The sequence below is a fragment of the Streptomyces venezuelae ATCC 10712 genome, from assembly GCF_008639165.1.
In the GTDB taxonomy this organism is placed as follows: Bacteria; Actinomycetota; Actinomycetes; order Streptomycetales; family Streptomycetaceae; genus Streptomyces; species Streptomyces venezuelae.
Window position 1 is genome coordinate 2,550,904 of record NZ_CP029197.1, and the last position, 11,865, is coordinate 2,562,768.

Below are 11,865 nucleotides of genomic sequence, written 5' to 3' on the forward strand. Positions count from 1 at the left end.
GGATCTTCGTCCCCCTCCGGCCGTCCGATTCTGCCATGGCCCCGCAAGAGGGTCAGCGTGCTCGGCGCGGCAGCCCGGCCAGCGCGCCGGCGACCGCGGCGACGGCCAGGCCGAGCATGGTCGTCCGCAGCGCGTCGGCGGAGTTCTGCGCCCCGGGTGCGGTCACCGCGCCGAGGAAGAGCGTGCCGAAGGCGGCGACCCCGATGAGCTGACCGAGCTGGGTGACGGTGGCGAGCAGTCCGCTCGCGTCGGCCGCGTCCTCGGGCCGTACGGTGGCCAGCGCGCCGGTCAGGGCGGGGCTGAAGGCCAGTGAGACGCCCGCTCCGAAGACACCGAGGGCCGGGTAGAGCCCCCAGCCGCCGGTGCCGCCGTCCGCGAGCAGCCCTCCGATGGCGAGGGCGCCCGCGGCGCCGAGGAGGAACCCGCCGGGGATCAGCGCGCGGTGCAGCCGGGCGGGCCAGCGCCGCCAGGTCAGGCCGATGGCGCCGAAGACCACGGCGGCGGGGCCGAAGGTCAGTCCGGCGCGCAGGGCGCTGTGCCCGAGCCCGCCCTGGAGGTGCAGGGTGAGGGTGAACAGGAACCCGGCGTTGACGCCCATCGACACGGTGATCCACAGGATGGCCCGGCCCATGCCGGGGAGCCGCAGCACCCGGGGCGCGATGAGCGGCGCGCCGCCGCGCCGGGCGAGCCGGGACTCGTACGCGCCGAAGAGCGCGAGGAGGACCACGGAGCCGCCCAGCGAGAGCCAGGACCACAGCGGCCAGTCCTGTTCCTGGCCGAGGACCAGGGGGACGGTCAGCAGGGACACGGCGGCGGCGAGGAGCACGAGGCCCGGCAGGTCGAGGGCACGCGCGCGCGTGGGGCCGGTCCGGGCGTCGCGGGGCAGGATCCGCGCGCCGAGGGCGAGCAGGGCGACGCCGATCGGGACGTTGACGAGGAAGACCGGGCGCCAGCCGGTGCCGAAGAGGTCGGCGCTCACCAGGACGCCGCCGACGACCTGTCCGGCGGCGGCTCCGGTGGCGAGGACGGCGGAGTAGGCGCTGAGGGCCTTCACCCGGTGCTCGCCGGTGAAGTTGCGCTGGATGAGGCTGAGGACCTGAGGGATCATCAGGGCGGAGCCGGCGCCCTGGACGAGCCGGAAGGCGATCAACTGGCCGGTGTCCGCGGCGAGTCCGCAGGCGAGCGACGCGGCGGTGAAGAGGGCGAGGCCGGCGAGGTACATCCGGCGGTGTCCGAGCAGGTCGCCGAGGCGGGCTCCGGTGATCAGCAACACGGCGTAGGCGATGGTGTATCCGGCGACCACGAGCTGGAGCGCGGCGCCGGAGGCGGAGAGTTCGGCGCGGATCGTGGGTGCGGCGACGTTGACGATGAAGACGTCGAGGAGCGCCATGAACTGGGCGGCGAGGACCACGCCCAGCAACAGTCCGGGGCGATTGTCGGTGCCACCGTCTTTACTGAGTGCGGGACGTGTTGTGGTCGAGGTCATGCGTCGAGCGTGACCTCGATCGGATACGGGTAACGAGAGCCCGCTGATGCTGGTACTGACACCACCTGGCAACGGCGGCACGGGGACTCGACCATGGGGGTGTGACGATCGTGGCAGCAGTACCGGCGCAGCGGCGCCGACGACCGGAACTGGCCGCGTTCCTGCGCAGCCGCCGCGCCAGGGTGACACCGGAGGACGTGGGGATGCCGCCGGGGCTCCGTCGCCGCACGCCGGGGCTCCGCCGCGAGGAGGTCGCCCAGCTCTCCGGTGTCGGCGTCACCTGGTACACCTGGCTGGAGCAGGGGCGCCCGATCAACGCCTCGGCGCAGGTGCTCGACGCCGTCGCCCGCACGCTCCGGCTCGACCGGCCCGAGCGCGAGCACCTGTACCACCTGGCCGAGGTGCCGTTCGAGCCGGAGAGATCGGCCGCGGACGTCGCGGTGGTGAGCCCGGAGATCCAGGGCATCCTCGACGCCCTGGACCCGCACCCGGCGGTGCTCTACAACGCGCGGTACGACGTGCTCGCGACCAACACCATGTACGAGCGGCTCTTCTTCCCGGAGGGGCGCGACGACCTGGACACCGGCCCGTTCGGCGTGCGCAACGTGCTGTGGACGCTGTTCAGCATGCCCGGCCCCACCTGCCCGGTGGTCGACCGGAAGCGGGAGCTGCCGCTGATGGTGGCCCAGCTGCGGGGCGCGTACGGACGCCATGTGGGCGAGCCCGCCTGGGAGGAGTACGTACGGGCGCTGGCGGAGGCCAGTCCGGAGTTCGTCCGGCTGTGGCGCAGCGGCGACGTGGTGCCGCCGGGGACGCGGGTGAAGGTCTTCCGTCACGCGCGGGTGGGCCAGGTCCGGTTGACCTCGGTCTCCCTCTCGGTGAACGGGCTGCCGGAGTGCCGGATCGTGGCCTACACGCCGAACGACGAGGAGAGCCGCAACAGCCTCGCGACCCTGCACGAGTGACGAAACGACGAACGAAACGACGAATCCCGCCCCCTGTTGGGGACGGGATTCGGTGACTGTGGAGCTAAGGAGAATTGAACTCCTGACCTCCTGCATGCCATGCAGGCGCTCTACCAACTGAGCTATAGCCCCTCGTGTTCTTCGCGCTCCGCGCTGCGAACAAGAAGAACTCTAGCCTGTGACCTGCCGGAAAGTGAAATCCGGGTCCGGCAGGCCGGTCGGGGGGCTCAGTCGTCGTCGCCGAGGACCGGCTCGGGCAGCGTGCCCGCGTTGTGCTCCATCAGCCGCCAGCCGCGGGCGCCCTCGCCGAGGACCGACCAGCAGCAGTTCGAGAGGCCACCCAGGCTCTCCCAGTGCGGGGACTCCAGACCGAGGAGCCGGCCGATGGTGGTGCGGATGGTGCCGCCATGGCTGACCACGACGAGCGTGCCGTCCACGGGAAGCTTGTCGGCGTGCTCAAGGACCACCGGAGCGGCCCGGTCGGCCACCTCGGTCTCCAGCTCGCCGCCGCCCCGGCGCACCGGCTCGCCGCGCTTCCACGCGGCGTACTGCTCGCCGTACCGCGCCACGATCTCGTCGTGCGTCAGCCCCTGCCACTCCCCCGCGTACGTCTCGCGCAGTGCGGAGTCGTGGGCGACGGTGTGGCCGGTGAGGACGGCGAGCTCGGCGGCGGTGGCCGCCGCCCGCTTCAGGTCGGAGGCCACGATGGCGTCCGGCTTCAGCGCGGCGAGCAGCCGGGCGGCCCGGCGCGCCTGGGCGACGCCGGTCTCCGTCAGCTCGATGTCGGTCGAGCCCTGGAAGCGGCGCTCCAGGTTCCAGGAGGTCTGGCCGTGCCGCCAGAGGACGATGCGGCGGCCGCTGCCGCCCTTGGTGGTGCTCAGCGCAGCTCACCGTCCACTTCGTCGGGCAGGCCGGCGGCGTGCTCGGAGAGGTCGACACCGGTCAGGGCGGCGTGCTCGGCGCCCTTGCCGCGGGTCTTCGCCGCGTCCTCGGGGAGCGGGAGCTCGGGGCAGTCCTTCCACAGGCGCTCGAGCGCGTAGAACACGCGCTCCTCGCTGTGCTGGACGTGGACGACGATGTCGACGTAGTCCAGGAGGATCCAGCGGGCGTCGCGGTCGCCCTCGCGGCGGACCGGCTTCGCGCCGAGGTCTTTGTTCAGGCGCTCCTCGATCTCGTCGACGATCGACTTGACCTGGCGGTCGTTGGGCGCGGAGGCGAGCAGGAAGGCGTCGGTGATCGACAGCACGTCGCTGACGTCGTACGCGATGATGTCGTGCGCGAGCCGGTCGGCGGCCGCCTGAGCGGCGGCGTTGACGAGCTCGATGGAACGATCCGTGGCGGTCACAAGCAGGCTTTCGTCGGCGGTCCAGTACCCCTCCAGGGTCTCACGGACCGCCGACGCCCCCGCCAACGTTTTCCCGGGCGCCGCTACCGGGCGGTCGGCGCCTTGTAGTCCTGGCCCAGGATCACGGTCACCGCGGCCGCTCCCGAGGGCTTGCCCTTGGTGACGGAGCCGGCCGGCAGACCCAGGGTCTTGGCCACCTCGGCGGCGGTCGCCTTGTGGAGGTCGTCACCGTAGACGACCTGCGATTTCTCCTGGGTGTCCGCCTCGGAGCTGCCCGCGAGGACGAAGCCGCCGTTGACCAGGACGATCCTGGCCGCCTCGGTCGCCTTCTTGCCGGACGCGTCCCGCAACGAGACCCGGGCCACGTCGCCCGCCTCCGGTGCGGTGATCTTTCCACCCAGGATGTCCTTCACCACACTGTCGCTCGCCTCCGCGGTGAGAGCGCCGTCCTCGGTCACCGGGAGCAGCGCCGTCTTGTGGTCGCCGACCTTGGCGTGCTCGGCGAGCTTCGCCAGGGCGGCGCCGAGGTCCTTCTCGGTGAGGGACGGGTCGAAGATCTGGGTGAGGCTCTCGACGGTCATCGTGGCGGAGGCCGGGCTGCTGGAGATCTTGCGCAGCACCCCGTACATGACCTGGCCGAAGCGCTGGAGCTGCTTGGTCTCGGCCTCGCCGGGGGCGCGGTAGGTCGCGTACGCGACGGCGGCCTTGCCGTTCAGGGTCTGCTTCTCGCCCTTGCGGACGAGCGGCGGAGCGCCCTTCTTGGTGTCGGGCACCTCGGTGTCGGTGTCCGTCTCGATGCCGCTGACGAGCTCGACGAGGGTGTCCAGGTACGGCGTGTCGAGGCGCCAGGTGCCGGCGATCGGGGCCCCGAGGAGGTTGCCGATCGCCTCCCGCGTACCGCTGGATCCGTCGTCCTCGACGGACTTGCCGAGCGTGGTCGCGGCGCCGTCGTCGTTGGCGACGACGAGGGAGTTGGGGAGCAGGATGGTGCTTCCCTGGCCCGTGGTGGCGTTGTTGACGAGGAGGAGGGTGGAGGTGCCGCCGGCCGCGGTGTTGTGCAGGTGGACGACGATCGTGTCGCGCTTCTGCGGGCCGGTGGCCGTGGGCCCCTTCTGCTCTTCCTTGGACGCGCCGGGGAGCATGCCCGCCGACCAGAGGTAGCCGACGCCGCCCACGACCGCGAGGGCGAGGACGACGACGAGGGCGACGACGCGGTTGCGGCCGCGCCGCCTGGCCTCCTCGCGGCGTTCCGAGCGGCTCTCGGTGAACTTCAGCCAGTCGATGACGTCCTCGGAGTCCTCGTCCGGCTCCTCGATGAACGAGAACTGCTCGGTGCGGTACTCACGGTCGTCGTCCGCCTGCCGGGCCCGCGCGGGCCGCTCGGACGCCGGGCGCTGTCCGGGGACTCCGGGCGGCGCGGCGACCGGGGCGGCCGGGGCCGACGGGGCTGAGGCGGCGGGAGCGGCCGGGGCGACGGGCGGTGCCGGAGCGGCGGGCGGGGCGGCGGGTTCGGGCTGGGTCGCCCACTGCTGCCCCGTGTCGTACGAGGGGTAGGCGTAGCCCTGCTGCCCGTACGGGTCGTACTGCTGCCCCTGCGGCTGCTGTCCCTGGTACGGCTGTTGAGGCTGCTGTTCCTGGTACGGCTGCTGAGGCTGCTGTTCCTGGTACGGCTGTGGGGCGTACGGGTCGTAGCCGTACCCCTGCTGCGGCTGCTGCGGCTGCTGGTACACCGGCTGCCCGTACGCGTCGTAGCCGATGATCTGCGGCTGCGGATAGTACGGGTCGTAAGGATGCTGCTGGTCGTTCACCGGTGGCCCTCCCCGAAGCTCACTCGCCGCGGTACAGCTGGCGCTTGTCGATGTAGCGCACCACGCCGTCCGGGACCAGGTACCAGACGGGGTCCCCCTGCGCGACCCTCGCCCGGCAGTCCGTGGAGGAGATGGCGAGCGCGGGGATCTCGACGAGCGACACCCCGCCCTTGGGCAGTCCGTCGTCGGTGAGGTCGTGGCCCGGCCGGGTGACGCCGATGAAGTGCGCGAGCGAGAAGAGCTCCTCGGCGTCGCGCCAGGTGAGGATCTGCGACAGCGCGTCGGCCCCGGTGATGAAGAAGAGGTCCGAGTCGCTGTTGAGAGAGCGCAGGTCCCGCAGGGTGTCGATGGTGTACGTGGCGCCGCCGCGGTCGATGTCGATCCGGCTGACCGAGAACTGCGGGTTGGACGCCGTCGCGATGACCGTCATCAGATAGCGGTCCTCGGCCGCCGACACGGTCGTGTCGCTCTTCTGCCACGGCTGCCCGGTCGGTACGAACACCACCTCGTCGAGGTGGAACAGGGCGGCGACCTCGCTGGCCGCCACCAGGTGTCCGTGGTGGATCGGGTCGAAGGTTCCGCCCATCACGCCCAGTCGGCGCTTCCCGCGCCCGCCAGTAGGCACTTCCTGCTCTCCCATGCGTGCAGAGCCTACTGGCACGGCAGCGGACGCCTGATCAGGGTCGCCGGTTCAGCGGTCGCGGTTGAAGCGCGTGGTGATCCACAGCAGCAGGAGCAGGGCACCGAAGGCGCCGAAGCCGGTGAGGTAGGGGCTGAGGCTGTCGTGGTTGCCGCCGTGCTCGGCGCCCTCGGCGAGAGTGACCAGGTTGGCGGCGGTGCTGTGGAGGCTCATCTTCGGCAGACCTATCGATCGGGGATGGGAGCGGAGACTTCGCGCACATCGTATGCGGGCGGTCCGGACGGGCTCACGCCGACTCAGGCGTTGGCGTCGCGGTCCGTGTCGATGCCGGCGGTGCCGTCCGCTCCGTCGCGGCCGTCGCCGCCGCCCCTGCCGTCGGCCCCGGTGTCGTCGGCGCGGTAGCCGCGCAGCAGGAACCAGGCGACCAGCACGCCGCCCACGATCGAGACGAGCAGCACGAGGCGGAGCGTGTCACCCAGTCCCTCCTGCGCGGCGGCCGCGAGCAGGAAATCGGTGGTCTCGGCGGTGTCCGGCATGTCGGTCGTGCTCCTCCGTCGTCCTCGGTGCCCGAGTTATCCACAGGCCCCGGCACACGGTAGCGCCAGCACCTAGTCTGGGGTGCGTCAGGGGGACGAGCACCGACTCGTACGAACAGGGGGCATCCATGACCGAGAACGACCAGGGGAACGTGCCGAGCAGGCAGCGGAAGCGCTTCCCCGGCATCTCCTCGCGGGCCTACGAGCATCCGGCCGACCGCTCGGCGCTGGTGGCGCTGCGCAAGCTCAGCGGCTTCGACACGGTCTTCAAGGCGCTCAGCGGACTCCTCCCGGAGCGCAGCCTGCGACTGCTCTTCCTCTCGGACTCCGTCCGGGTGAGCGACGCGCAGTTCAGCCATCTCAACGACATGCTGAGGGACGCCTGCTACATCCTGGACCTGGAGAAGGTCCCGCCGATGTACGTGACGCAGGACCCGAAGCCCAACGCGATGTGCATCGGCCTGGACGAGCCGATCATCGTCGTCACCACCGGTCTCGTGGAGCTCCTCGACGAGGAGGAGATGCGGGCGGTCGTCGGCCACGAGGTCGGGCACGCCCTGTCGGGTCACTCGGTGTACCGCACGGTGCTGCTCTTCCTCACCGGCCTGGCGCTCAAGATCGCCTGGATCCCGCTGGGGAACGTGGCGATCATGGCCATCGTGACGGCGCTGCGCGAGTGGTTCCGCAAGTCGGAGCTCTCCGCCGACCGGGCCGGGCTGCTCGTCGGACAGGACGTCCAGGCCTCCATGCGCGGTCTGATGAAGATCGCCGGCGGCAACCACCTCCACGAGATGAACGTGGACGCGTTCCTCGCCCAGGCCGACGAGTACGAGAAGTCCGGCGACCTGCGGGACTCCGTCCTGAAGATCCTCAACGTGCTGCCGCGCACGCACCCCTTCACCACCGTGCGGGCCGCGGAGCTGAGGAAGTGGTCGGAGAGCCGCGACTTCCAGCGGATCATGGACGGCCACTACCCGAAGCGCTCGGAGGACAAGGACACCTCGGTCACGGACTCATTCCGCGAGTCGGCGGGGCACTACGCCGACACCGTGCGGACCAGCAAGGATCCGCTGATGAAGCTGGTCGGCGACATAGCAGGGGGCGCCGGGGACCTGGCGGGCGACCTGGGCGGGAAGCTCCGCAGCGCCTTCGGCGGCGGCAGCGGCCAGGGCACGCGGAAGCCGGACGCGGGCGGGACGGCCGGAGACGGCAAGCCCGGCCCGGAGACCGGCTCCGGGACCGGTCAGAGCGAGGGCTGAGCGCTCGGCGCCAGGGCTCCGCAGAGCGCGGGGGCGGCGGGCCGGCCGGTGGCGTACGGGTCGGTGACCGCCGGTCCCTCGCCCGCCCCGGGGGCCCTGGCTCCCGCCAGGAGCGGCTTCAGGGAGCCGGTGTTGTCCGCGCCGCACGCCTGGGGGCCCGCCTCGACGGTACTGATCACCAGCTCGGCCCGGTGCATCCGCAGGTCCTCGCGGTCGAAGCGGAAGTGCACCTCGCGGTGGACGGTGAACAGCGAGGCCTCACCGGCCGGCCCCGGTCCCTGAGCCGCCGGGCGGACGGCGTAGGTGTACGTGTGGTCCGCGATGACGTCCAGGGTGTCGGGGCTGGTCTCCTCGTAGCGCAGGGTGCCCTGGACGCGGGCGGCCGGGTCGGCGAGGACGACCTGACGCGGGTCGAAGCGGACGAGCCAGCCGGCCAGGGCGTGCCGGCCGTCGTCGGCGGGTGACTCGACGCTCCGGTCGAACTGTTCCAGCAGGTCGGGGTCGAGCAGCAGGCGCGCGGGCCGCACGGTGACGCCGGACAGGACGTCGGGCTCCAGGGAGGAGGCCACCAGGTAGTCCTTGGCGATGCCGAGGGCGGTGACGACCTGGCTCTCGGCGAAGTGGGTGGTGCGCCCGGCGACGGGCAGGTTGATGCCGGCGGCCCCGGTGCGGTACTCGGCGGCCGGGCTGTGGTCGAAGAGCCGGGCGGGCGTACCGCCGGCGACCTGGCCCCGGGGGGCGAGCGGGACGACGGTGGTCCGCAGCGGCTCGGCCCGCTGGTCGACCGGGGGCTGGTAGGGGTTGCGGACGCCCAGGTAGATGGCGGTGCCGAAGGCCAGGAGGATCAGCAGGACCAGCATCAGGGCCTGCCGGGAGCCGCTCCTGCCCTCCCAGGAGGAGGGGCGGTTGCGGACGGCCTGGGCGTGCTCGCCCATCCGTTCCCTGGCGGAGAACTCCTGGAGGTGGGCAGCACGGACGAACGCCTCGTCGAAGACGACGGATCGGTATTCGTCCTCACCGCCGGGGAGGCCCTCGGGCGTCCCCTCAGGCGGGTCGCCACGCCCTGCCATACCTTCAGGGTAGGTCGGCGGGGGCTTCGGTAAACGCCCAGGTACACGACAAGTTCGGAAGAATTCCGCCGTCGGGGTGAGCCGTCGGGGTCAACGGGGGGAGGCGGAGCGCGCCGCGGGCGCGTGGGCGGCGGGCGGAGCCGGGTTCGGCTTGGGCGTGTCGACGCCCGTGGTGGCGGGCGGCGGGACCTGGTCCTGGCGGTTGGCGGCCGCACCCCGGTAGACGGCGCTGAAGGCCAGGGCGACCATGCCGACGCCCATGACGAGGGCGAGGAGCCAGGCGACGGGCCGGTGCCAGCGGGCGCTGCCCCGGTAGGGGCGCAGGGCGCCGCCGTGGCGTCCGTAGGGGCTGGCGTCGTCGCCGACGTCGTCCGGCTCGTAGGTGAGGCCCGGGGCGTCGTGGAAATCCTCGTAGGGGTCGTCGTCGGCCGGTCCCCCACCGGCACGGGCGCGGGCCGCCTCGGCCTCGGCACGGGCCTGCGCGGCGGCGAGGAGCCGCTCGACCGCGGTCGGCTCGTGGATGGCCGCGGCCCGTACGAAGTCCTCGTCGAACACCACGTCGGCGTAGACCTCGTCGGCGCCTCCGCGGTCGACAGAGTCCTCGGGGTCCCCGCCGTCCTGGAACGGCATGCCCCCCACGTCGTCCGGCACGGATTCAGAGTAGACCCGCGAGGTGGTTTTGGGCAGGGAGAGTGCGAAGCCTCCCCGCCCGTACCGCCCCGTCCCGCCCCGTACCGCCCCGTCCCGAAAGGAGGGATTACCGCACGTGACCGTCACCGGTGACGATGTACTTGGTCGAGGTGAGCTCCGGAAGGCCCATGGGGCCGCGGGCGTGCAGCTTCTGGGTGGAGATGCCGATCTCCGCGCCGAAGCCGAACTGCCCGCCGTCCGTGAAGCGGGTGGAGGCGTTCACGGCCACCGTGGTGGAGTCGACCAGCTGGGTGAAACGGCGCGCCGCGGCCTGCGAGGTGGTGACGATCGCCTCGGTGTGGCCGGAGGACCACATCCGGATGTGTTCGACGGCCTTGTCGAGGGAGTCGACGACGGCGGCGGCGATGTCGTACGAGAGGTACTCGGTCTCCCAGTCCTCGGGCGTGGCCGGTACGACGGTGGCCTTGGAGCCCTCCGCGTGGGCGAGGACCCGCTCGTCGGCGTGGACGGTGACGCCGGCTTCGGCGAGGGCGTCGAGGGCCCTGGGCAGGAAGGCCGCGGCGACGTCCTGGTGGACGAGGAGGGTCTCGGCGGCGTTGCAGACGCTGACCCGGTGGGCCTTGGAGTTGATCAGGATGTCGACGGCCATGTCGAGGTCGGTCTGGGCGTCGACGTAGACGTGGCAGTTGCCGGTGCCGGTCTCGATGACCGGGACGGTGGACTCCTCGACGACCGTCCGGATCAGGGAGGCGCCGCCGCGCGGGATGAGGACGTCGACGAGGCCGCGGGCGCGCATCAGCTCGCGGACCGAGTCGCGGGACTCGCCGGGGACGAGCTGGATGGCGTCGGCGGGCAGTCCGGCGCCGCCGACGGCGTCGCGCAGGACGGTGACCAGGGCGGTGTTGGAGGCGTACGCGGAGGAGGAGCCGCGGAGCAGGACGGCGTTGCCGGACTTGAGGCAGAGTGCGGCGGCGTCGACGGTGACGTTGGGCCGGGCCTCGTAGATGATGCCGACGACGCCGAGGGGCACGCGGACCTGGCGCAGGTCGATGCCGTTGGGAAGGGTGGAGCCGCGGACGACCTCGCCGACCGGGTCGGGCAGGGCGGCGACGTCGCGGACGTCGGCGGCGATGGCCCGGACACGCTCGGGGGTGAGGGTGAGCCGGTCGATGATCGCCTCGCTGGTCCCGGCTTCGCGGGCCTTGGCGATGTCCTCGGCGTTGGCCTCGACGATCTCGGCGGTGCGCACTTCGAGGGCGTCCGCGATCGCCAGCAGGGCGTCGTCCTTGGCCGCGCGCGGGAGTGGCGCGATTTCGGCGGCGGCGGCGCGGGCCCGATAGGCGGCCCTGGTGACCGGGGAGAGGTTGTCGAGGGGCGTGAGCGAGGTCATGTCCGCAGGGTACTGGCAGCCCTGCGGACATCCCTCACGTATCCCGCACTGCGAGACGTACCCCGGCCGTTCCGAGACGCCCCGAAACGGGCAGGCGTCCTGAGCAGGCGTCGTCCCGACCGGGCAGGCGTCCTGAGCAGGCCTCGTCCCGCTCGGGCGGCCCCGCTCAGTAGGGGTGGACGCCGACCGGGGCGGCCGGCGGTGGGCCGTAGCCCTCCGCGATCCGCTGGTGGTAGGTCTCGCGGTCGATGACCTCGAGGCCGACGATCTCCCACGGCGGCAGCTTGGCGGTCTGCCGGTGCTCGCCCCACAGCCGCAGGGCGACGGCCGCGGCGTCGTGCAGGTCGCGGGCCTCCTCCCAGTAGCGGATCTCGGCGTGATCGTTCGCATAGCGGCTGGTCAGCAGGAAGGGGTGGTCGTGGGCCAGTTGTTCGAGACCGCGCCGCACCTCCTTCAGCGGCGACTCCACACCCGACACGCTGAGGGTGATGTGCCAGAGTTTGGACACGGGCTGTTCCTTGGCGCGTGCCTCACGTGGCTCGCGGACCTCGCGTGTCTCGGTGGTGGTGTCGGTCTTCCTGTCCGTGGACCTGTCCCGTGCCTCGTCGAAGTCGGCTCCGGCCTCGACACTGGTCAGGGCGCGTTCGGCAGTCCCTCGGGGCGGTGCCCCTGGGCGCGCTCGTCTCACCGGCGGCCTCCTGTGTGATGCGTGTGG

Annotated in this window: 13 protein-coding genes and 1 tRNA gene; 2 read left to right on the forward strand and 12 right to left on the reverse strand. The window is 72.1% G+C overall.

Annotated features, from left to right (window positions below; genetic code table 11):
- Nucleotides 1-52: 52 nt before the first annotated feature.
- Nucleotides 53-1,486: an MFS transporter gene (locus DEJ43_RS11675; RefSeq protein ID WP_015033560.1), complete on the reverse strand. Its 1,434-nt coding sequence runs from the start codon at nt 1,484-1,486 to the stop codon at nt 53-55.
- A gap of 101 nt (nt 1,487-1,587) precedes the next feature.
- On the opposite strand from DEJ43_RS11675, the gene DEJ43_RS11680 reads away from it, so the two are divergent.
- Nucleotides 1,588-2,451 carry a helix-turn-helix transcriptional regulator gene (locus DEJ43_RS11680; RefSeq protein ID WP_015033561.1) on the forward strand — a complete coding sequence of 288 codons (864 nt, stop codon included), beginning with the start codon at nt 1,588-1,590 and terminating at the stop codon, nt 2,449-2,451.
- Between the two features lie 59 nt (nt 2,452-2,510).
- Here DEJ43_RS11680 and DEJ43_RS11685 read toward each other — a convergent pair.
- The 7 genes from DEJ43_RS11685 to DEJ43_RS11710 form a co-directional block, all read right to left on the reverse strand.
- Nucleotides 2,511-2,583 (reverse strand) — tRNA-Ala (locus DEJ43_RS11685).
- Nucleotides 2,584-2,678: 95 nt separating this feature from the next.
- Entirely contained in the window at nt 2,679-3,332 is a 654-nt protein-coding gene (locus DEJ43_RS11690; RefSeq protein WP_015033562.1) for a histidine phosphatase family protein, read from the reverse strand.
- Nucleotides 3,329-3,796, reverse strand: a complete 468-nt coding sequence (gene rsfS, locus DEJ43_RS11695) for a ribosome silencing factor (protein ID WP_041663860.1) — start codon at nt 3,794-3,796, stop codon at nt 3,329-3,331. Before rsfS ends, DEJ43_RS11690 begins: the two co-directional genes overlap by 4 nt.
- A gap of 83 nt (nt 3,797-3,879) precedes the next feature.
- On the reverse strand, nt 3,880-5,604 hold the full coding sequence (locus DEJ43_RS11700) for an LCP family protein (RefSeq protein WP_015033564.1): 1,725 nt from the start codon (nt 5,602-5,604) through the stop codon (nt 3,880-3,882).
- 19 nt (nt 5,605-5,623) lie between these two features.
- Complete coding sequence (gene nadD, locus DEJ43_RS11705; protein WP_051025864.1) at nt 5,624-6,244, reverse strand: nicotinate-nucleotide adenylyltransferase; 621 nt, start codon at nt 6,242-6,244, stop codon at nt 5,624-5,626.
- Between the two features lie 51 nt (nt 6,245-6,295).
- Complete coding sequence (locus DEJ43_RS37425) at nt 6,296-6,457, reverse strand: hypothetical protein (protein ID WP_015033566.1); 162 nt, start codon at nt 6,455-6,457, stop codon at nt 6,296-6,298.
- 83 nt (nt 6,458-6,540) lie between these two features.
- The gene (locus DEJ43_RS11710; RefSeq protein ID WP_015033567.1) at nt 6,541-6,780 is read right to left on the reverse strand and encodes a hypothetical protein; all 240 of its coding nucleotides are present in this window, start codon (nt 6,778-6,780) and stop codon (nt 6,541-6,543) included.
- Nucleotides 6,781-6,908: 128 nt separating this feature from the next.
- Between DEJ43_RS11710 and DEJ43_RS11715 the strand changes: the two genes are divergently transcribed.
- Complete coding sequence (locus DEJ43_RS11715) at nt 6,909-8,039, forward strand: M48 family metallopeptidase (RefSeq protein WP_015033568.1); 1,131 nt, start codon at nt 6,909-6,911, stop codon at nt 8,037-8,039.
- Here the strand turns inward: DEJ43_RS11715 and DEJ43_RS11720 are convergent.
- The 4 genes from DEJ43_RS11720 to DEJ43_RS11735 all read right to left on the reverse strand — a co-directional run bounded on the left by DEJ43_RS11720 (nt 8,024) and on the right by DEJ43_RS11735 (nt 11,838).
- Nucleotides 8,024-9,109: an SCO2583 family membrane protein gene (locus DEJ43_RS11720; protein ID WP_015033569.1), complete on the reverse strand. Its 1,086-nt coding sequence runs from the start codon at nt 9,107-9,109 to the stop codon at nt 8,024-8,026. The genes DEJ43_RS11715 and DEJ43_RS11720 overlap by 16 nt on opposite strands.
- 90 nt (nt 9,110-9,199) lie before the next feature.
- Nucleotides 9,200-9,760: an SCO2584 family spore wall biosynthesis protein gene (locus tag DEJ43_RS11725; RefSeq protein WP_041662384.1), complete on the reverse strand. Its 561-nt coding sequence runs from the start codon at nt 9,758-9,760 to the stop codon at nt 9,200-9,202.
- Nucleotides 9,761-9,866: 106 nt separating this feature from the next.
- Entirely contained in the window at nt 9,867-11,150 is a 1,284-nt protein-coding gene (locus tag DEJ43_RS11730) for a glutamate-5-semialdehyde dehydrogenase (RefSeq protein ID WP_015033571.1), read from the reverse strand.
- A 166-nt stretch (nt 11,151-11,316) separates the two neighbouring features.
- Nucleotides 11,317-11,838 (reverse strand): hypothetical protein, encoded by a 522-nt coding sequence (locus DEJ43_RS11735; protein WP_015033572.1) that lies wholly within the window; start codon nt 11,836-11,838, stop codon nt 11,317-11,319.
- Between the last annotated feature and the right edge of the window lie 27 nt (nt 11,839-11,865).